The organism is Streptomyces sp. NPDC005266 (genome assembly GCF_040607655.1).
GTDB lineage: Bacteria > Actinomycetota > Actinomycetes > Streptomycetales > Streptomycetaceae > Streptomyces.
In genome coordinates, this window is the sequence record NZ_JBEXHC010000008.1 from 1 (window position 1) to 20,539 (window position 20,539).

Here is a 20,539-nt window from a genome sequence, read left to right on the forward strand (position 1 = left end):
CGGGCACCGTGTCTTCGTCGAGACCAGCCCTCACCCCGTGCTGCTCGGTGCGGTGACCCAGGCGGCCGAGGTGGCCGGGGTTGCCGGTGTGGCCGTGGTCGGCACCCTGCGTCGTAACGAGGGCGAAGGGGCTCGGTTGCTGCGGAACGTGGCCGAGGTGTTCGTCGCCGGTGTCGACGTCGACTGGTCGGCGTGGACCAAGGGCGGACGCCTGGTCGACCTGCCGACCTACGCCTTCCAGCACCGGCACTTCTGGCAGACCCCGGCCACCGGCACCGACGTCGGCTCCGTCGGACTCGACGCCGTACGGCACCCCTTGCTGGGTGCCGCCGTGAGCCTGGCCGGCGGTGACGACGTCGTCCTGACCGGGCGGATCTCCCGGACCACCCACCCGTGGCTCGCCGACCACGCCGTCTTCGGCACCGTCATCCTCCCCGGCACCGCCTTCGTCGAACTGGCCCTGCGCGCCGGCGAGGAGGTCGGCTGCCCCGGCGTACGCGACCTGACCCTGCACGCGCCGCTGTCCCTGCCCGAGCACGGCGAGGTCGACCTCCAGGCGCAGGTGGGCGCCGCCGACGCCACGGGCCGGCCGGTGGACATCCACTCCCGGCGGCACGGCACACAGGAGTGGACCCACCACGCGAGCGGCTACCTCGTCGACCGGGCCGAGGCGGTGCCGGAGCACACCGGGGAGCTGACCGGCCCCGCCTGGCCGCCCGCCGAGGCACGCCCGCTCGACGCGGTCGCGCACTACGAGACCCTGGCCGAGGCCGGACTGGAGTACGGCCCGGCGTTCCAGGGGCTGTCCGACGTATGGCAGTTCGGCGACGCGGTTCTCGCGCAGGTCGTTCTGCCCGGGCGGCAGGCGGAGGAAGCGGCGGCGTTCGCCCTGCACCCCGCCCTGCTGGACGCGGCGCTCCAGGCGGCCGCGGTGGACGGCGCGCAGCGCGCGAGTGGCCGGACGTGGCTGCCGTTCTCGTTCGGCGGCGTTACCGTGTACCGCCGTGGCGCGAGCGGGATACGAGTCCGGGTCACGCCGAGCGGGCCGGACACCTTCACGGTGGAGGCCGCCGATCCGTCCGGCGTGCCGGTCGCCCGCGTGGACTCGCTGCTGGTGCGTCCGGTGACCGCCGAGGACCTCGCCACCCCGGACAACCACCTGCGGACCCTGCTGTCCGTGGAGTGGGCCGAGGACGACCGGCCCCCGGTCGCTGAACGCGACGCCACGGCACCGGAGTTGACGCTGCTGAAGGTCACCGGCACCGACGCCGGTGACCCGCCGGCCCGCACCCGTGCCGTGCTCCACGAGACGCTGCGCGCCGTGCAGGAGTGGCTGGCGCGGGACCTGCCCGCCGGGGCGCGGCTGGCCGTCGTGACCCGCCGGGCCGTGCTGACCGGTGCGGAGCGGGACGGCATGCCCGTCGACCTCGCCCACGCCTCCGTGTGGGGCCTGCTCAGGGCGGCCCGCGCGGAGAACCCGGGCCGCGTCGTCCTGGTCGACGTCGACACCGACGACCTCGACGACGAGGCCCTGGCCGACGCGGCCTGTTCCGGCCGCCCCGAGCTGGCGATCCGCGCCGGACGCGTCTACGTGCCCGAGCTGCGCCGCCAGGCGTCGGAGCCGGCCGGCGACCCCCTCGACGCCCTGGGGACGGGCACCGTTCTGATCACCGGCGGGACGAGCGGCCTCGGCGCCCAGGCGGCCCGGCACGCCGCCCGCCGGGGAGTCCGCCACCTGCTGCTGCTGTCGAGGCGCGGACCCGACGCCGGGGGAGCGTCGGCCCTGCGTGAGGAACTCGCCGCCGCCGGGGCCCGGGTGACCGTCCTGGCCTGCGACGTGGCCGACCGCGAGCAGTTGGAGCGGGCGCTGCGGGCGGTGCCCGAGGAGCACCCGCTGACCGCGGTCATCCACTGTGCGGGCGTGCTCCACGACGGTGTGATCGAGTCGGTCGACGCCGACGGCCTGGACGCGGTGCTGCGGCCCAAGGTGGACGCCGCCTGGCATCTGCACGAGCTGACGGCCGGCATGGACCTGTCCGCCTTCGTGGTCTTCTCCTCCGTGGCGGGCGTCCTCGGCGGGGCCGGGCAGGGCAGTTACGCCGCCGCCAACGCGTTCCTCGACGCCCTGACGCAGCACCGGCGGAGCAGCGGACGCGCCGGTCTCTCGCTGGCCTGGGGTCTGTGGGCCGAGGCCACCGGTATGACCGGGCACCTGGCCGAGGCTGACCTGGAGCGGATCAACCGCGGGGGCATCACGGCGCTCGGCACCGACGAGGGCCTCGCCCTCCTGGACGCCGCGCTGACCCGGCACACGGCCGCCGGGGAAGGCGGTCACGCCGTCCTGGTGGCCGCCGCCCTCAACCCGCCCGTCCTGCGGACCACCGAACCCGCCCTGCTGCCCCCGCTGCTGGCCGGTCTCTTCCCGCCCCGCCGCCGGGTCGCCGCACGCGGAACCGGGGCGCGCCCCGGAGCCGGGGTGCCGACCGTGCCGGACTCCCGGGAGGCGGTCGTGGAACGGCTGCGCTATCGGTTCGCCCACACGATGGGCTTCGGCACCGACGAACTCGACACCGCCGTGCCTCTGGTGGGACAGGGCCTGGACTCCGTGATGGCGATGCAGATCCGCAGCCTCGTCGAGGCGGACTTCGGCCACACCCTGCCGATCGCGACGATGTTCAACGGCGCCACGATCGAGACCATCGCCGACACCCTCCTCGCCGCGACGGCCGGCATCGCCGTCACCACCGGTGCGGGGTCGGCGGCGGAAGCAGGGGAGGCTGCCGTCGTCGCGGACGTCGAGCACTACCCCGCCACTCGGGACGTCGTACGGCTGCTGCGTGCCGAACAGCACGGCACGCCGAGCGTCACCCACCACATCGGGCTGGCGGTACGCCTCACCGAGCCGACCACTCCGGACCGTCTCACCGAGGCGCTCGGCCGGCTCGCCGGCCGGCACGCCGCGCTGCGCACCGCGATCGTCGCGGACGCCGACGGCGGGCAGCGCCTGGAGGTCCGCCGCGCCCCGGCCGGGGACCTGCTGCGCTGGTCGGAGGTGGCGGACGGCACCGACGTGGACGAACGCCTGTGCGCTCTGATGGAGCCGCCCTTCGACGTGGCCCGCTCCCCGCTGTGGCGGTTCGAACTGCTCGCCCACCCGTCGGGTGACCAGGTGCTCGTCCTCGGCGCGCACCACGCCGTCTCGGACCTGGCCTCGCTGATGCTGGTCGCCCACGAACTCGGCGCCGAACTCGGCGGCCAGGCACCGCCCGCGGTCGTCACCAACCGCGACATCGACCTGCTGCTGCGCGCCCAAGCGGCCGGCCCGGCCGGCACCCCCGCCGACGGCCCGTCGGCCGCGAGCGACTGGCGCGCGGACTTCGCCGGGGCCCGGCGGCTCGACCTCGAACTGGCCCGCCCGCGTCCCGCCGAGCGGTCCTTCCGGTCGGCCATGCATCTCGCCGAGCTGCCGCCCGAGCTCGCGCGGCGGGTGGCGGAGCGGGCCACCCTGCTGGGCATCACGCCCGCCGCGTTCTGGCTCGGCGCGCTGACGGTTCACCTTTCCCGACTGCGCGCACGCGACAGGTTCGTGCTGGCGGTGCCGGTGGACACCCGTATGCACGTGGGGGCCCTCGACGCTGTCGGGTACTTCGGCCTGCCCATCCCGTTCGCCGCCGAGGTCACGGCCGGCGACACCGGCAGCGACGTGCTGCTGCGCACGGACCGCAGGCTGAGCCGGGTGCTGGAGCGGGGCGTCAGCTTCTTCGACGCCATGCCGGCCCTGGTCGAGGAGGGGCTGTACCGCAAGGACGCGCCCCTGGTCGAGATGTACTTCAACTACATGCCGCCGCAGGCCGGCGCGGCGGAGGGCCTGAGCATCGTGCCGGCGGGCACCGGTTGGTCCGACCTCGACCTGATGGTCACGGTGATGCCGGGCCTGGCGAAGGTGGGGCTCGAGTACAACGCCGACGTCCTCGACGAGGCGAGCTGCGCGGCCCTCGTGAGCGGCTTCCTCGCCCTCGCGGCCGACCTCGCCGACGACCCCGACGCCACGGTGGCCGCGGCGATGGGACGCGCCGACGGCACGATGGCCGCGCTCGCGGAAGGCGTCGCCGCTCCGGGCGCCACTGTCGCCGCGGACACGCCACTTCTGGACACCACCGTGACAACCCCTGCTCCCGACGGTGTCGCACCGGCCGGCAAGATCGCCGTCGCCGCCACCTTCGCCCTCGGCAACCTCCCGGCCCTGCTGGAGGTCGCCGTGGAGGACGCCGGTGTCGACGGTGGCCCCTTCGAGGTCGTCGAGGCCCCCTACCACCAGGTCCTGGCGAGCCTGCACGACCCGGGCAGCGTCCTCGCCCAGCCGGGGACCGCGGCCGCCCTCGTCCTGCTTCGCCCCGGCGACCTCACCCGCTTCGCGCCGGCGGACGACGACCTGCTCACCCAGCTCGCCCAGGAATACCCGGCCGCGCTGCGCGCCCTGGCCGAGCGCACCCGCACCCCGCTCGTGGTGGCCTTCCTCCCGGAACGGTCGCCGGACGAGCGACTGCGCTCCTGGGAGCGGCAGGTGACGGAACAGCTGGCGGACCAGCCCGGCATCGCCGTACTGTCCGCCGACTCCTGGGCCGCCGAGTACCCCGCCGACGGCTTCGACGACATCTTCGACGCGCACACCGACGACATGGCGCACCTGCCGTTCCAGGAGGAGTTCCAGGCGGTCGTCGCGCTGCGCCTCGCCGACGTGGTGTGGAAGATCCGCCGCAAGGCGCCGAAGGTCATCGTCGTCGACGGCGACGAGACGCTGTGGAGCGGCATCGCCGGTGAGATCGGCCCGGAGGCCGTCGACCTGACCGGCCCCCGGGCGCTGCTCGCGCGGCGGCTGCTGCAGTGGCGGTCCGCCGGCGTGCTGCTCGCCCTGGTCTCCAACAACGACGAGGAGACCGTGCACAGCATCCTCGACCGGCCGGACAGCCCGCTGCACCGCGAGCACTTCGCGGCGATCTCCGCCGCCTGGGAGCCGAAGTGGACCCGGATTCTGCGGATCGCCGAGGAGCTGCGCTTGGGTCTGGACAGCTTCCTGTTCCTCGACGACAACCCGGTGGAGATCGCCGGGGTGCGCGCCCAGCTGCCCGAGGTGCTGTGCCTGACCTGCCCGGGCGCCGGTGAACTCGGCGATTTCGTCACCGGGTTGTGGCCGATGGTGCCGCGCGCGGCGACGACCGAGGACGCCGCCCGGGCCGACTTCTACCAGCAGGAGCAGGTACGCGACGCGGCCCGGGCGCAGATGGGCTTCGCCGAGTTCCTGGAGAATCTCCGACTCGAACTCGACATCGAGCCGGTGTCCGCCGCGACGGCCGAACGCACCGTCCAGCTGAGCCGGCGCACCAACCAGTTCAACCTGCGGCCCCGCCCGCTGGACGACGCCGCGCTTCAGCGGCTCCAGCAGGACGGCGAGGTGTGGACTGCGACCGCGCGCGACCGGTTCGGCGCCTACGGGCAGATCGGCGTGCTCGCCGTCCGGCCGGACGGGGAGGCGCTGGAGGTGGTCGCCTGGATGATGAGCTGCCGGGTGCTGGGCCGGGGTGTGGAGGACCGGCTGCTGGCCTGGCTCGCCGACCGGGCGGACGCACTCGGGTGCACGACGGTGCGCCTCGTCGCCGAGAACACGCCACGCAACATTCCGGCACGGCGTCTGGTCTCCCGCCTGGGCGGCGGTGAGGTCGACGCGCCGCGGCTGGAGACGGAGGTGGCACCGGCACAACTCCGGGAGTTCCGTTCCTGGGACCTCGGATCGGACATCGCAGCGGAGGTCAGCAATGCCTGAGGCGGGCAGCGGCAGCAGCCGTAACCGCAGTGTCAACCGCCGTCCCGACGAGGAGGTGATCGAGCGGCGCGCAGCGGGGCGTACGCAGGCGGCCGATCTGCTGGCCCGCTTCCGCAAGTCGGCGTCCGGGCCCGCCGCTCCCGCCGGGGGGCAGGCGCCGGGCGGGGCGCGGCCCCGCGGCGCCGACCAGCTCGCCACCGCCATCGCCGGTCTGGCCGCCCGCTTCCTGCCGGGCGGTGCGGCCGATGTCGACACGGACCTGTTCGACGCGGGTCTGTCCTCCGTCGACGCCGTGGAGCTCGTCGCGCTCATGGCGCGGGAGCTGGACGTCCGGATGAGCCTGGACGACGTCTTCGCCGACGCCCGGCCCCGGCGCCTGGCGCGGCGCGGGGCGGAGGCCGGCGGCACGGCCGGCGCGGCCACCGACGTGACGGACACCGCGCCGGCGGTCCTGCCCGAGGCCCCGGCGCCCGTCGTCCGTACGACGCAGGCCGGGGCGGCGGGGGACGAGGACCTGGAGATGATCCTCTCCGACCTCGCGCTCGCCGACCGGCTGCCGTTCAGCCGGCAGGCCGAACGGACCGAACCGCGCAAGATCCTGCTCACCGGAGCCACCGGCTTCCTCGGCAGCCATCTGCTGCTGGACCTGCTGCGCCGCAGCGACGCGGAGGCGGTATGCCTGGTGCGCGCCGACGACGACGAGGCCGCCGAGCGGCGCCTGGGCGAGGCCCTGGCGAGCTTCGAGCAGCCGTGGTCCTTCGAAGTGCGACGCCGGGTCACGGTGCTCGCGGCCGACCTGCGCCGACCGCTGCTGGGCCTGTCCCAGGAGCGCTGGGACAGCCTGGCCCACGAGGTCGACTCCATCGTCAACGTGGCCGCAGCCGTGGACTTCCTGCGCGGCTATCCCTCGCTGCGGCAGACCAACGTCGTCGGCCCGCTGCACCTGGCCGAGCTGGCGATGGCCGGCAGGCCCAAGCCCCTGCACCACATCTCGTCCGTCGCCGTCTTCAACGAGGTCGGCATCGCCACCATGGGCGAGGACGACCCGGTCGCCCACGTCGACCAGTTGTTCGCCGGCTACGACAAGTCCAAGTGGGCCGCGGAGGCCGTCCTGCGGCGGGCCCGCGAGCACGGACTGACCGTCACCTTCCTGCGTCCGGGCGCGATCGGCGGCCACACCCGCACCGGCGTGTACAACCCGCGTGACCTGAGCACCGGTCTGATCGGGGCGATCTCCCGCTTCCGCACCGTACCGGCGTTCCGGTTCATGAACCTGGCGCCGGTGGACTGGATCAGCAAGGTGGCGGCGGCGATCGTCTTCGACCCGAAGGCATGGGGCCGCAACTACAACCTCACCGGCCGCGCCGAGACCCTGCCGGAACTGGTCAAGGACATGAAGCTGGCCGGCATGAACGTGCGGGCCACCGGCTGGCAGGAATGGCGCGACGACCTGCTGCGCCGGCAGCGGACCGACCCGGTGCCCGAACTCGACTTCCTGGTACGGATTCTGAGCAGCCCCACCGCCGTCAAGCTCTTCGAGGCCCTGATGTTCGGGCCCGCGGCCGGCATGGACCGCACCGAGGAGTTCCTGGCCCGGCACCGCCTGCCGCTGCCCGAACGCTACGGTGGCGAGGCCCAGTTGAAGGCGTTCGAGCGGATGACTCGGGACGGGGTGGCGCGGCTGCCCAGCCGCGAGGACCCGCCGTACCTGTCGTTCCGGGAACGGATGAAGGGCCACGTCGGCCCGGTCGGGGCGGAGCCCGACACGGCGTGCCGGATGGCGTTCACGCTGTCCATCGCGAGCATGTACCAGGTCGTACGGCACCGCAGGGTCGACGTCCGCGGCGAGGTCCTGTGCGAGCGGCTGCACCCGCAGCCGCTGACCGTGCTGGACGGCGAGATCTGGGTGCGCCCCGACGAGGGCATCCCGCACCGGCACGGCAACGACCACCCCCTGCTGCGCTACCGCCTGGTCCTTCAGGACCGGGACGGCCGCCGCTGGTGGCTGGAGGGCTGGAAGACGGCCCGTGCCCGGCACGACTTCTGGAAGCAGACCCGCACCCTGGACATCACCCTCGGCCGCGAGGGCGAACCGGCGAGCTTCGCGGGCGTGGTCCAGGTGCCCGGCAAGAGCTACGTGCCCGACCAGATCGACGGCATCCGCGTCGACCCCCGCCTGTCGTCGCAGGAGCAGCGGCTGGCCAAGCTCACCTGGCTGTCGTGGTTCTTCGTGCAGGTCGGCATGGGGCTGGCCGAGCCGTCGATGCGCGCCGCGGCCGAGCTGCTGGACCTGCGCCGGGACGCCATCGACCGGGACAAGGACAAGCTGCGGCGCAAGTTCAGGAAGCTGATGATCGAAAGGGAGCAGATCCGATGACGCCGAGGCCTCTTCACCATGTTCTGGCCGCCAGGGTCGAGGACATCGAGTTCACCGCTTCTGACGGCACCCGGCTCGGACTGACCCGGGTGGCGGCCGACGACGGCGCCGACCGCCCGCCGGTGCTGGTCCTGCACGGTCTGACCGCGTCGTCGGACATGTTCGTGCTGCCCGAGACCCGCAACCTGGTCGACGTCCTGCTGGACGCGGGCTACGAGCCCTGGCTCCTCGACTGGCGCGGCAGCTGCCGGCTGCCCTACAACGAGGGCCGCACCCGCTACACCTTCGACGATGTCGCCCTGTACGACATCCCCGAGGCCGTCTCTCTGATCCGGGAGCGCACCGACGGCCGCCCGCTGCTGGTCGTCGCGCACTGCATCGGCGCGCTGTGCCTCTCGCTCAGCATGACGGCCGGCCTGGTGCCCGGCCTGGCCGGAGTGGTCGCGCAGGGCGTGTTCCTCACCCCGAAGATGTCCTGGAAGACCCGGGCGCGTCTGCACTTCGGCGGGGAACTGCTGCGCTCCCGCTTCGTCAACATCCCCACCGACATCAAGAAGGTCGGGTTGTGGTCGAAGTACTCCCTGATCTTCGCGGAGGTGTCGCTGGGCGCCGAGTGCAAGGACCCCAACTGCCAGATCCTGCACAACGACTCCTGGGGCGTGGGTGGTTCGCTGTTCGTGCACGACAACCTCGACACCCGCACCCATGACCGCCTCGCCGACCTGTACGGCACCGTGCCGATGTGGATCCTGCCGCACCTGCGCTCCATCGAACTGGCGCACAGCGTGATGCGGTACGAGGATGGCGACGGGCGCTACGCGGTGCTGCCGAAGAACGCGCTGGACGCGGCGGACCGTATCGAGGCCCCGCTGATGCTGCTGTCCGGGGACGACAACCGCTTCTGGTATGACTCCAACAAGCTCTGCCACGAGATCCTCACCAGCCGCCATCCGCAGCTGGACGTCCGCTACGTGGAGGTGCCCGGTTACGGCCACCTCGACGCGTTCATCGGCCGCAGCGCCGCCCTCGACGTGTTCGGGCACATCGTGGACTTCCTCGACGAGTGCCGGTCGGGCGGCGACCGCCCCGCGCCCGTGGCACCGGTCGGGGGAGTGCGATGACGGCGGACGACACCCGCCCGGGCGGTGCGCCGCCGCCCGGGCTCGGCCTGGTGCTGCCCGTCATCGTGGTCGTGGTCTTCACGGTCCCGCTGTCGGTGTCGGGGACGGCCGTGTCCCTGGGCGACATCGTGGACGACCTGGGGCCGTCGTCGCTGGGGGAGCAGTGGGCCCTCAACGGGTTCACGCTGACCTTCGCCTGCTCGACGCTGGTCTGGGGCTCCCTCGCGGACATCGTCGGACGGTGGCGGTCCCTCATGGCCGGACTGGTGACCTTCGGCGTCGGTTCGGCGGTCAGCCTGGTCGCCGGCAACTACCCGATGCTGGACTCGGCCCGCCTGCTGGCGGGGGCGGGCGCGGGCGCGGTGTTCTCGGTGGGCACGGCCATGCTGTCGTCGGTCCACACCGGCGAGGACCGGACCCGCGCCTTCGCCCTGCTCGGCTCGGTGGCGGGCCTGTCCCTCGCCTTCGGCCCGATCCTGTGCGGCCTGCTCACCGAGGCCGGCGGCTGGCGGCTCGTCTACAGCTTCCAGCTGTGCTGCCTGGCCGTCGCCTGCGCCGGCATGCCCCTGATCCGCCGGGCCACCGCGCATGAACGGCGGCACACGGTCCGTATCGACAGGGCGGGCGGACTGCTGTTCTGCGGGGCGACGACCCTGCTGCTCGGCGGCATGGTGCTCGGCTCGCAGACCGGCTGGACATCGCTGCCGTTCCTGCTGTGCACGGCCGCCGGCCTCGGCTGCTACGGGCTCTTCGCCCGCACCGAGGCGAGGGCGCCGAGCCCCCTGCTGAGCCCCGGGACCCTGCGCGATCGGCGCTTCACCAGCATGACGCTGGTCGTGGCGGTGTCGTCGTTCACCTTCACCAACGCGGTCGCCTACCTGCCGGTGTTCTTCCAGGGCGCGCACGGCTCCTCACCGGGTGCCAGCGGCGCGTTCCTGATGTTCCTGACCGTGCCCGTCCTCGTCGCCCCGCTGATCGCCGGCCGGCTGGTGGCCGGCGGGACGCCCGCCGACAAGATCCTCGTCTGGAGCATGGCCCTGCTGGTCGCGGGCCTTGTGGTGACGGGCGCGCTCGCCCCGCAGGGCCTGGCCTGGATGGCGGTTCCCATGGCGGTCGTCGGGGTCGGGTTCGGTCTTCAGGCCGGCTTGGTCGACGGTGAGGCGCTGGCGCGGCTCCCGGAGAACGAGGCGGGCATGGCGGCCGGCTGGATCAACACCGTCCGGCTCGGCAGCGAGGCCGTCGGCGTGTCCCTGTTCGGTTCGCTGTTCGCGAGTTTCGTCGGCGACACCACGCACGGCTCCCCTCGAGGCTTCGCCGCGATCACCATCGGCTCCACGGCCCTCGCGGCACTGGTCGGTGCGGCGTCGATCGCCCTCATGCGCCGGGACCGGCTCACCCCGAAGTCCCCGCACGAGACGACACCACCACCGACAGGGGACGCTGGCATCCCCTAGCGGCGCGCCCTTGCCGACGCCAACCACCCCTGGACGAGGGCATGTTGTGGATAGTCCGGGGCAATCGGCACCTGTGCCGGTGGCCCGAAGGTCGTCGCCGGCCGTGGTGAGGATGACTCGGCCGATGCCCTGCGTGATCGTGGGCTTCTGACGATTGACAAGGCCGGCAGCGATGCTCGCGTGGAGGTTACCGAGGCTGGCCAGCTCTACCTGCGGGAGGGGCATCACCCTGACGACCCCGCGTTCGCTGGCGGCAGCGAGTCGATGGTGCCCGGCGAGTCCCGGACGCCGTACAGCGAGCGGCCGGTCGCGCGTGCCGGCTGACCGAGACCGGTCGTTTCCTGCTTCGGCTGTTGGAGCTCCATATTGTTCGGGTGGGGGATTGGGACCGGTTGTTTGCCAACGTGCCGCCGCACCAGGCTGATTCCGTCTCAGCCTCGATCCAGCGCGTGAATTCTGATCACGGGTGTCGGGCGGGTTCTGGGTGTTTGTTCGGGATGCGGGCAGCGGCGATTGCCGGGGGGCGGTCCGGTGCGGGGTCTCCAAGGTCTTTCGGGTCGTGGGCGGGCAGAGCGATCGCGTGGGTCAGGTGACCATGCGCTGTCCGGTTCGCCGTCCACAGGTCGGTGAAGTCGTCGTCCCAACGCCAGAGTTGGGGCAGGTGGAGGGTGAAGCGGCGGGCGCCGGTGGCGATCCGGGCGGGGATGCCGGGTCCCGTCTGCTGGCCGACCTCGCCGATGCCACCGGCCTGACCGGCGCCCTCACCGACGCCCTGCGCCGGCTGCGGCCACGTGGCACCGGGCACGACCCGGGACGGATCGCGACCGATCTGGCAGTGATGCTCGCCGACGGCGGCGATATCACCGACCTGGCTGTACTGCGGGATCAGGGCGACGTGTTCGGCCCCGTGGCCTCCACTCCGACCGCTTGGCGGCTGCCGGCCGGCATCGACGGTCGGGTATCCCGTCACCGAGCCGGTCCGCCGGGCGATCCGCCATCTGCCCGAGCACCTCTGGCACCCCGCGCTCGAGCAGGACGGCCAGCAGTGAGGTGGCTCCGGCCAGTACGGCACACGCGCTCAGCGCGAGCACGGCGGCCAGGGCGTGGCGCACTCCGCGCCGGTCACGCGGGTCGGGCACTTCAGCCAGCCGCTCCAGGAGCCCGGCGCGGTGCGGGTGCTGTGCGTCAGTCGCGGTGCGGTGGGTGGCCGCGGGGGCGTCTATACGATGGACCGCCCAGGAATTCGGGGTCGTTGGAAGGGAGACAGGGCGTGACGGACCAGCAGCGTTCCCGGCGGCGGGGGCAGGGAGAGCTGGAGGCGCTTGTCCTGTCTGCGCTGCGCGAGGCGGACGGCCCGGCGAGTGCGGGCTGGGTGCAGGAGCGCCTCGGTGGTGACCTCGCCTATACGACCGTGATCACGATCCTGACCCGGCTGCTGGCCAAGGGCGCGGTGACCCGCGAGCGCGTCGGCCGGTCCTTCGCGTGGACCCCGGCCTCGGACCAGGCGGGCCTGGCCGCCCACAAGATGCGCAAGGTGCTGGATGGCCAGAGCGACCGGGAGGCGGTGCTGGCCAGCTTCGTCACCTCCCTGGAGCCGGGCGATGAACGGCTGTTGCGGGAACTGCTGGATCAGGCGAAGGGCGAGAGGGAAGACTGAAGCCTCATGGGGGTGTTCGTCTTTCTGCCACTGGTCCTGCCGCTGACGGCATGGCCGATCGCGCGCCTGGCCGAGCCACCCTGGAGGAACCTGAGCGTCGGAATCCGCCGCCGACGGCGCTCGTGCCGGGCTGCCCTCGGCAGGCCGGCACGAGCGCCGTGGGGAGATCAGAGGTCGAACTCGTGCGGCGGCAGGTCTAGCGTGAAGCACGCCTCGCGCACCACGGCCTGTTCGGTCTTGTCGAAGTCGCCGTCGGCGCCGCCGATGACGATGCCGATCTGGATGACGGCACGCGCCTCGGCGGGCTTCTTCTTCGCCTTGGCGATCTCCTGCAGCACGCCCACCTTGCCGAAGGCGAAGTCGGCGGTCAGCTTGCTCAGGTTGTCGTCGAAGCGCCGCTGCAGGTCCATGGCGTCGAAGTTCTGCAGCACCTCGTTGGTGGCGATCAGCTGGGCCACCCGCTGCCGCTCGGCGGGGTCGATGGTGCCGTCGGCGGCGGCGACCAGGGCGCACATCGCCATGCTGGCATCGCGGAAGGCACCGCTCTTGAGGTCGTTCCTCTTCGCCACGAGCTGGGTCTGCATCGTCGATGCGGACTCCTTGAGGCGGTCCCACAGGGCCATGAGAACTCCAAACGGTTGGTCGGCCGGCCCGCTTTAGCGGCGGTCCGCGCCCGTAAGTATCTACAGCAACGTAGAAACTAACGGTCCGGCGGAGAAGTTCCGGCGATTTCGGGCAGGTTCATGAGGCGGGTCGAGGGCTCTCACGTGGGTGCTGCGGCCGTGACGCCCTGTCTGTCTAGGATTTCGGGCATGGCGAAGCGCAAGGTGCATCGAAGGGCGCGGAAGATCCTTGGTGAGGAGCCCGTGGCGCTGGTCTGGTGCGAGATCCACAGGCCCATTCCCGTGCCGCCCAAGGAGGTTCACCGTGCCGCGGGCAAGGGACGGCTGAAGCCGGGGCATCACTGGCTGCTGTACGTCGGCGCCGTGGTGTTCTTCTTCGTCGTCGTGCCGATGATCCTGATCGACAAGATCGGCAAGAAGATCGATCAGAGGCTGTCGGGACGGGAACCGCACCGGCAGACGCCACGGCCGGGCAGTCGCTCCGGCCCGCAGCGTTCCACCGGTGACCGCGGCTCTGCAGGCGATCGCGTGGACGATCCGGCGGGCGGTGTGTTCGACGGTGATTGGAACCTGACCGCGGGTCGGCTTCTGCTGCGCTGGTACGGCCACTCGCCCAACCCCAAACGACTGGTCATGCTGGCGCACGACCGCATCTGTGTGGCCGCCTCCCCGCGCCGCAGGTTGTCGCCCACCAGGGCTGACGACTTCCGGCCTGTCGCGGAGTTCCCCCTCGATGCGGCTCGTATCGAAGGGGAGGCGGGCCAGCCGCGCGGGTTCGCCACCTTCAGGATTCGCTTCGCCGACGGATCCTGGCTTCAGGTCGGCCGGCTGGGCGAGCCGGAAGACGCCGATCACTTCCTGCGCACGGTCAGCGCCGGCGCCTGATCGGCCGCCGTCGGCCCGCCCCGGCTTATCAGCCCTCGGCTTCCTCGTCACCTTCGAAGAAGTCGCCGACCTCGTCGACGACTTCGGCGGCGACCATGCCCCCGACGACCCCGGCCGCGAGTCCGGCCGCGCCCGCGGCGATGGCGGTGCCCATGCCGGGGCCGGAGCGGTGGCCCTCGTGGTGGTGCTCGTCGTGTCCGTGTCCGTAGTGCCCGCCGTGGCCGCCCGCATACGGGTCCCCGTGTGCGTAGGCGGCGTGCGAGCCGTAGGAGGCACGGTGCTCGACGAGCTGGCGGATCCAGCCGTTGACCAGGGTGTTCCAGTCCGGGTGCTCGATGCCGTCGTGGGAGACGCTGAAGCGGGTGAGTGCGTCGTGCCCGTCGGAGAAGAGACCGCCGCGCTTGTCGGCCTCCAGGACCACCTCCATGCCGCCCGGCGTGGCGAGGAAGGTCAGTTCGATCTCGTTGAGCTGGTGGGCGTACTGCGGGGCCGGGGTGAGCTCGATCTCCTGGTAGAAGGGCAGCCGCTGGCCGGTGCCGCCGATGCGCCCGTACTCCAGGTCGGCGGACTTGAAGCCGAAGCCGAGCTGTCCGAGGGCTTCCAGGATCGTCTCCTGGGCGGGCAGCGGGCCGGCCGCCGGCGCGTGGGCGACGGTCTGCGCGCTCACGCTGCCGGCGGCCTTCCTGGCCGCGGCCGGGCTTTGGTTGGATGCTGTGAGCGCCGGTCAGTGGCGCACCTTCACCTTGCTGAGAGCGGCGACGCCGAGGGCTGCGAGGGCGATCTGGATGAGCCACTCCACCCAGTCGACGCCGTTGGTGTCGGCGACGTCGAGGCCGGCGGCGATGCCGGTGCCGATGAACGCGGCGATGATGCCGATCGCGATCGTCCACAGGACGCCGATGCGCTGGCGCCCGGGGACGACGAGCCGGCCCAGGACACCGATCACGATGCCGATGACGATCGCGCTGATGACGCCTGAGATCTCCATGGCCGTATGTCACCCCTCGGTTTGTTGGTGGTATACGAGTGCCCGTTCGAGGCGGCGTCACTCTGCTCTGCCGCGAACACGAAGTCCTGGGCCTGGTGGCCCGAGGACTGAGCAATGCCGAAGTCGCCGACCGCCTGCACCTGGCCGAGACGACCATCAAAACGCACGTCTCCCGCATCCTCGCCAAACTCCAACTGCGCGACCGCGTCCAGGCCGTCATCGCTGCCTACGAGACCGGGCCGGGGCCCCGCCGTCTGCGAATGCGCCCGGTCATGCCCCTTGCGGGGTGGCTCGGTCACTCGGACCCCGGGTTCACGCTGCGCAAGTACGCGCACTTCCTCCCCCGCGCCGGTGCGCGCGGCAGCGCCGCCATCGACGCGGTCTTCGCATAGCCCGGACGACCGGCGGAAGCCCGGTCCTGGCCCAAAATCCCAGAGAAGTCCCAGAGGTGCCGTCGCACCCCTTCATGACCCGCATTTGTGCAGGTCAAGCGGGGTGCGGCGGCATCCGGCGTATCAAATGTCGCGGAAGGTCTCGATCTGCGCGCCGATCGAGTTCAGGCGCTCCGCCAGATCCTCGTAACCGCGGTTGATGACGTACACGTTCCGCAGGACGGACGTCCCCGGCGCCGCCATCATCGCCAGCAGCACCACCACCGCGGGGCGCAGCGCGGGCGGGCACATCATCTCGGCCGAGCGCCAGCGGGTCGGGCCCTCGACCAGAACCCGGTGGGGGTCGAGGAGTTTGACGTGGGCACCGAGCCGGTTGAGCTCGGTGAGATAGATGGCGCGGTTGTCGTAGACCCAGTCGTGGATCAGCGTCGAGCCCTGGGCGGCCGCCGCGATGGCCGCGAAGAAGGGCACATTGTCGATGTTGACGCCGGGGAACGGCATCGGGTGGATCTTGTCGATCGGGGCCTGGAGCTTGGACGGACGCACCGTCAGGTCGATCAGCCGGGTGCGGCCGTTGTCCGCCGCGTACTCGGGGCTGCGCTCGTGGTCGAGCCCCATCTCCTCCAGTACGGCCAGCTCGATCTCCAGGAACTCCACCGGCACCCGACGGATCGTCAGCTCGGACTCCGTCACCACGGCGGCGGCCAGCAGGCTCATCGCCTCCACCGGGTCCTCGGACGGCGCGTAGTCGACGTCGCGGTCGATACGGGTGACCCCGTGCACGGTGAGCGTGGTCGTGCCCACGCCCTCGACCTTGACCCCCAACTCCTCCAGGAAAAAACAGAGATCCTGGACCATGTAGTTGGAGGAGGCGTTGCGGATCACCGTGACGCCGTCGTGCCGGGCGGCGGCCAGCAGCGCGTTCTCGGTGACCGTGTCGCCGCGCTCGGTCAGCACGATCGCGCGGCCGGGGGAGACGGTGCGGTCGACCTGGGCGTGGTACATCCCGTCGGTGGCGGTCACTTCGAGGCCGAAGGGGCGCAGCGCGGTCATATGCGGTTGCACGGTACGGGTGCCGAGGTCGCAACCGCCCGCGTAGGGAATCCGGAAGCGGTCCATGCGGTGCAGCAGCGGGCCGAGGAACATGATGACGCTCCGCGTCCTGCGGGCGGCCTCGGTGTCCATCGAATCGAGGTCCAACTCGGCGGGAGGCACGATCTCCAGATCGGCGCCGTCGTTGATCCAGCGGGTGCGGACGCCGATGCTGCCCAGAACTTCGAGGATGCGGTACACCTCCTCGATCCTGGCGACCCTCCGCAGCGTCGTACGGCCCGCGTTGAGCAACGTGGCGCACAACAGCGCCACACACGCGTTCTTGCTCGTCTTGACATCGATCGCGCCGGAGAGGCGGCGGCCTCCCACCACGCGCAGATGCATCGGGCCCGCGTAACCAAGGGAGACGATCTCACTGTCCAGGGCCTCACCGATCCTGGCGATCATCTCAAGGCTGATGTTCTGATTCCCGCGTTCAATGCGGTTGACCGCGCTCTGGCTGGTGCCCAGTGCCTCCGCGAGCTGGGACTGGGTCCAGCCGCGGTGCTGCCGAGCATCACGGATGAGCTTGCCGATACGTGAGAGGTAGTCGTCAGTCATAGAGAAGAGGCTATCTCGTATATGAGATGCGCACGCGCCGGGGGAGGAGAGGTGAGAAAGTGCCCTGCTCAGCCGAAAGTTGTTCTATTGGCATGCGAACAAGGAGGTCGCCGTGACCCGTCCCGCGCCGTGCGCTCATCGACGCCCCGCCCTTCGTGCCGGCCCGGCCGCGGCTCCGGCGGTCTTCGCCGCGCCGCGTGACCGGCTGCCGGATCCGCTCGCGACGCGTATCGGCAGCCCGACGGATTCACCGGTCCGGGTGCCTTCCTCCCGGCGCCCACCGCCCACATCCTCGCCCCCCGAATCGTCGCCGCCGCGATCGCCCACCGTACGCACACCCCGCTCGGCACCCAGCGGCTGCTGGCCGCGACCGGCAGCGGAACGCCCGCGATGCTCGGGTACCGCACAGCGTCACTCCCGGGCCCGGGCCCGGCCCCGCCGCTACCGCACAGCGTCACGCCCGGGCCCGGCCCCGCCGCCCATGGCGTCACGCATAGCGGCGGCCGTCCCCCGTCACCAGTGCGGCCAGCGACCGCGCCGGGCCGTCCACAGCGGCGCCGTGCAGCAGCTCGGTCCGGTGGACCAGGCGCGGTGAGATCAGCGGGACCGTGACGACGCCGGGGACGCCCTCGACGGCCGCGTGCGGCAGCAGCGCCAGCCCGTGCCCCGCCGCGGCCAGCGCGGCCAGGGCCCGTACGTCGGTGCCCTCGTACGTCAGCGAGGCGCGGAAACCGCCCCTCCCGGCCGTGGCCCGCAGGGGGCCGAGCGGCATGGCGGTGTCCGGGGCGTCCAGCCAGCGCGCACTGCCCAGGTCGGCCAGCCGCAGCCCGAGCCGCCGGGCCAGTGGGTGGCCGGTGGGCAGGGCCACCACCAGCGGCGCCTCGGCGACAGCGACGGCGGTGAGCGGCCCGGCGTCGGGCAGCGGCAGGGGGTCGCCGGGCGCGGCCGGGCCGTCGACCAGGCCCAGATCCAGCGCCCCCGCCGCCACCGCGGCGGGGATCTCCCGGCGGCCGAGGATCCGTACGGCCGTCCGCGTCCCGGGGTGCGCCCGGCGCGCCCCGGCGAGCGCCGTCGCCATCCGCGGGGTCAGGGCCAGCGGCGTGGCCCCGAGGGTCAGCCGGGTGGCGACGGCCCCGGCCAGCCGCTCGACATCCGCCCGTGCCGCGTCCAGCCGCGACAGCAGCGGCCGGGCGTGCTCCAGCAACCGCGCCCCGGCGGCCGTCGGCGCGACCGGCCGCCGGGTCAGCAGCGGGGTGCGCAGATCGGCTTCGAGGGCCGCGATGTGCTGGGACACCGCCGACTGGGTGACGCCCAGCTCCCGGGCGGCCGCGGAGAAGGAGCCGCAGTGGGCCACGGAGACGAAGGTGCGGAGCAGTTGCGGATCCATGGATGGCAGTATCGCGGCGTCCGGGGGTGGCTCAGTTCAGAACTCCGAGGTGTCCAGCTCCAGTTCGAACGGCTCCGGAAGCCGTACGGGCGTACCGGAGGGGTGCGGTCCGTTCACCGAGGTGTACCCGAACTTCCCGGGCTCGGCGTACAGCGTGCAGGTGCGCTCCTGCCGGTCGCCCACCAGGTACAGCGGGGCTCCGTACTCGGCGTACCGGCGGCGCTTGACGACGGGGTCGGTGTCGCCGTTGGACTCCGAGGTGACCTCGGCGACCAGCAGGGTCTGATCGGGCGGCAACGCATCGGCATCCGCCGGATCCTCGGGCACGACCGCCACGTCGGGGGTGTACCAGTTGCTGGTGCCCGGAAGATCCAGGTTGCCCGAGCCCGAGACACAACCCAATTTGGCTACGGTCAACGCGATCTGGTCACGGATCTTGCCGGCCGCCCTCTCATGACCCCACGTTGGCGACAACGGATCGATGACCCCCTCGACGATCTGCACCCGGTCGATTGCCGGAATGGGCTGGATCGCGTACTTCAGCGCGGTTTCGGGGTCGTCCGCCGCGTACGAGTGCGGTTGTGAGCTCATGGGTCCTCCACCGGACATCGCAAGTGCGGCATGACGACCGCCCAGGTCCAACGCAATCCGCCACGACCTGGGGCGCATCCGTCCAGCGATCACCCGTACCGGTGAACGGGCCCAGTCAACGCGAGCCGTCCGGCTCCCGCCCGAGGGGGAGGAGGATGGTGAACACGGCCCCGATGCCGGGGCTCGCTGTTCGCCGTGACGGTTCCTCCACGTCCGGCCAGCGGCCGGGTTCGGTACGGGTGAGCGGACGGATGCCCGCGCGGCACACGCCGAATCCCTCGATCCGCGGCAGCGTCAGGTCCAGGACCACGAGGTCCGGTGTGCGGCTCCTGACCTCGTCGATCGCGGCCCGGCCGTCGTGGACCACGACGGCGGTGTGACCCTGCTGAAGCGGCGGCCGGCGGATGGGCTCGGCCTGCGCCTGAACGACGTCCGGGGCGGCGCCGACCCCTCTCAGGATGGCGCCTGGTTCCACGACCGCTCCCTCGTCGGTGATGTGGTCGTGGTGAAGAACTCGGACGCCCGGACGATCGCCCGCGACAATGGCCTCAACGGCTGGAACATGCCGTGGGACCAGTGTCGGGCGGGCTCCGCGCGCTGAGGCGTGATCTCGTACGACCGAGCTGACCAGTTCCTCATATGTCTCTTCCAGGCTGAAGGTATGGCTTCCCCAACACCTCGCCCGCATCGTGGGCGCTCCCGCACCCCGGTTGGCGACGATCAAGCGAACCGCACCATGCGCCGCCTGGGCGTGTCCGCCGCCGTGCTGGCCCTGTCCGCGACGCTCACCGCGTGCGCGGGCCCCGGTGCCGGGACGGCGGACCGGGCCCCGTCGGCTGCCGCCGGTGCGGAGGACGCGGCGGCTCCCGGGCCCGGCGGCACACAGGCCAGGTCCGGGCCGGCACCCGCGGACCCCGATGCGCCCGCCGCGTCCGCCCCGGCGCGACTGCCGGGCCTGGGCCCGCGGACGCTGGCGGAGATTCCCCGGAGCGCGCGGCAGGTCGTCCTGGTCACCGGCCGGGGCAAGAAGTCCTCGAGGTCGCAGGTGGTGCTGTACCGGCGTACGGGGGCGGGTTGGGAGCCGGGAGCCACCTGGCAGGCCCACAACGCCCGCAAGGGCTGGACGGACGACCATCGGGTCGGCGATCTCCGCTCGCCCATCGGCGTCTTCTCCCTCACCGACGCGGGCGGGCGGTTGCCCGACCCCGGCACCCCCTTGCCGTACGACCAGTCGGGGGCCTTCGCCATCGGCGGCACCGGCTTCGCGGGCGAGCCGCTCGCGGGCTCCTTCGACTACGTCATCGCGATCAACTACAACCGCAAGCCCGGAACCTCGCCCCTCGACTCGACCCGCCCCCTCGGCGCGGCCAAGGGTGGCGGTATCTGGCTGCATGTGGACCACGGCGGACCCACACGGGGCTGTGTGAGCCTGGCGCAGCGGCATATGCGGGAACTGCTCCGCACGCTCGATCCCGCCCGGCATCCGGTGATCGTGATGGGGGATGCCGAGTCGCTGAGTCACTGAGTCTCACTGAGTCACTGAGACTGAGTCGCTGACGCGGTCGAGGGCCGGGCATGACATGACCGCGC

Annotated in this window: 13 protein-coding genes and 5 pseudogenes; 10 read left to right on the forward strand and 8 right to left on the reverse strand. The window is 72.2% G+C overall.

Translation table 11 applies throughout. The features are described 5' to 3' along the window. Positions 1 to 37 precede the first annotated feature (37 nt). The 5 genes and pseudogenes from ABZU99_RS17250 to ABZU99_RS17270 form a co-directional block, all read left to right on the forward strand. A complete protein-coding gene (locus tag ABZU99_RS17250; RefSeq protein WP_356227872.1) occupies positions 38 to 5,821 on the forward strand; it encodes an HAD-IIIC family phosphatase in 5,784 nt (1,927 codons plus the stop codon). Continuing rightward, positions 5,814 to 8,198 carry a thioester reductase domain-containing protein gene (locus tag ABZU99_RS17255; RefSeq protein ID WP_355954587.1) on the forward strand — a complete coding sequence of 795 codons (2,385 nt, stop codon included), beginning with the start codon at positions 5,814 to 5,816 and terminating at the stop codon, positions 8,196 to 8,198. The genes ABZU99_RS17250 and ABZU99_RS17255 overlap by 8 nt, the downstream gene beginning before the upstream one ends. Further along, positions 8,195 to 9,319: an alpha/beta fold hydrolase gene (locus ABZU99_RS17260; protein WP_355954584.1), complete on the forward strand. Its 1,125-nt coding sequence runs from the start codon at positions 8,195 to 8,197 to the stop codon at positions 9,317 to 9,319. The genes ABZU99_RS17255 and ABZU99_RS17260 overlap by 4 nt, the downstream gene beginning before the upstream one ends. Next, positions 9,316 to 10,773: an MFS transporter gene (locus ABZU99_RS17265; RefSeq protein WP_356048516.1), complete on the forward strand. Its 1,458-nt coding sequence runs from the start codon at positions 9,316 to 9,318 to the stop codon at positions 10,771 to 10,773. The genes ABZU99_RS17260 and ABZU99_RS17265 overlap by 4 nt, the downstream gene beginning before the upstream one ends. Before the next feature lie 706 nt (positions 10,774 to 11,479). Continuing rightward, positions 11,480 to 11,725 (forward strand): annotated as a pseudogene (locus ABZU99_RS17270) (IS1380 family transposase); the annotation flags it as partial. On the opposite strand, the gene ABZU99_RS17275 reads toward ABZU99_RS17270, so the two are convergent. Next, complete coding sequence (locus ABZU99_RS17275) at positions 11,634 to 11,996, reverse strand: transposase family protein (protein ID WP_356048597.1); 363 nt, start codon at positions 11,994 to 11,996, stop codon at positions 11,634 to 11,636. The pseudogene ABZU99_RS17270 and the gene ABZU99_RS17275 overlap by 92 nt on opposite strands. 47 nt (positions 11,997 to 12,043) lie before the next feature. On the opposite strand from ABZU99_RS17275, the gene ABZU99_RS17280 reads away from it, so the two are divergent. Further along, positions 12,044 to 12,430 carry a BlaI/MecI/CopY family transcriptional regulator gene (locus ABZU99_RS17280; RefSeq protein WP_355954592.1) on the forward strand — a complete coding sequence of 129 codons (387 nt, stop codon included), beginning with the start codon at positions 12,044 to 12,046 and terminating at the stop codon, positions 12,428 to 12,430. Positions 12,431 to 12,597: 167 nt separating this feature from the next. Here the strand turns inward: ABZU99_RS17280 and ABZU99_RS17285 are convergent, their stop codons facing one another. After that, positions 12,598 to 13,053: a TerB family tellurite resistance protein gene (locus ABZU99_RS17285; protein ID WP_355954577.1), complete on the reverse strand. Its 456-nt coding sequence runs from the start codon at positions 13,051 to 13,053 to the stop codon at positions 12,598 to 12,600. A gap of 189 nt (positions 13,054 to 13,242) precedes the next feature. Here ABZU99_RS17285 and ABZU99_RS17290 point away from each other — a divergent pair, with 189 nt between their 5' ends. Beyond that, positions 13,243 to 13,938, forward strand: coding sequence for a hypothetical protein (locus ABZU99_RS17290; protein ID WP_356048518.1), 696 nt, complete (start codon positions 13,243 to 13,245; stop codon positions 13,936 to 13,938). 28 nt (positions 13,939 to 13,966) lie between these two features. Here ABZU99_RS17290 and ABZU99_RS17295 read toward each other — a convergent pair. Together ABZU99_RS17295 and ABZU99_RS17300 are read right to left on the reverse strand one after the other, a co-directional pair. Continuing rightward, positions 13,967 to 14,566: pseudogene (locus ABZU99_RS17295) on the reverse strand (sporulation protein); the annotation flags it as partial. A 96-nt stretch (positions 14,567 to 14,662) separates the two neighbouring features. Further along, entirely contained in the window at positions 14,663 to 14,926 is a 264-nt protein-coding gene (locus ABZU99_RS17300) for a GlsB/YeaQ/YmgE family stress response membrane protein (protein ID WP_355954572.1), read from the reverse strand. Positions 14,927 to 14,997: 71 nt separating this feature from the next. On the opposite strand from ABZU99_RS17300, the pseudogene ABZU99_RS17305 reads away from it, so the two are divergent. Beyond that, positions 14,998 to 15,165: pseudogene (locus ABZU99_RS17305) on the forward strand (helix-turn-helix transcriptional regulator); the annotation flags it as partial. Positions 15,166 to 15,441: 276 nt separating this feature from the next. On the opposite strand, the gene ABZU99_RS17310 reads toward ABZU99_RS17305, so the two are convergent. From ABZU99_RS17310 to ABZU99_RS17325, 4 genes and pseudogenes are all read right to left on the reverse strand, one after another. Next, complete coding sequence (locus tag ABZU99_RS17310; RefSeq protein ID WP_355954569.1) at positions 15,442 to 16,971, reverse strand: UDP-N-acetylglucosamine 1-carboxyvinyltransferase; 1,530 nt, start codon at positions 16,969 to 16,971, stop codon at positions 15,442 to 15,444. Positions 16,972 to 17,458: 487 nt separating this feature from the next. Then, positions 17,459 to 18,358, reverse strand: coding sequence for a LysR family transcriptional regulator (locus tag ABZU99_RS17315; RefSeq protein WP_356048520.1), 900 nt, complete (start codon positions 18,356 to 18,358; stop codon positions 17,459 to 17,461). Positions 18,359 to 18,394: 36 nt separating this feature from the next. After that, positions 18,395 to 18,949: a Uma2 family endonuclease gene (locus ABZU99_RS17320; RefSeq protein ID WP_356048522.1), complete on the reverse strand. Its 555-nt coding sequence runs from the start codon at positions 18,947 to 18,949 to the stop codon at positions 18,395 to 18,397. Positions 18,950 to 19,208: 259 nt separating this feature from the next. Further along, positions 19,209 to 19,406, reverse strand: a pseudogene (locus tag ABZU99_RS17325) (hypothetical protein); the annotation flags it as partial. On the opposite strand from ABZU99_RS17325, the pseudogene ABZU99_RS17330 reads away from it, so the two are divergent. After that, a pseudogene (locus tag ABZU99_RS17330) lies at positions 19,365 to 19,550 on the forward strand (hypothetical protein); the annotation flags it as partial. The pseudogenes ABZU99_RS17325 and ABZU99_RS17330 overlap by 42 nt on opposite strands. A gap of 135 nt (positions 19,551 to 19,685) precedes the next feature. After that, positions 19,686 to 20,474, forward strand: a complete 789-nt coding sequence (locus ABZU99_RS17335; RefSeq protein WP_356048524.1) for a hypothetical protein — start codon at positions 19,686 to 19,688, stop codon at positions 20,472 to 20,474. The last annotated feature ends 65 nt before the right edge of the window (positions 20,475 to 20,539 follow it).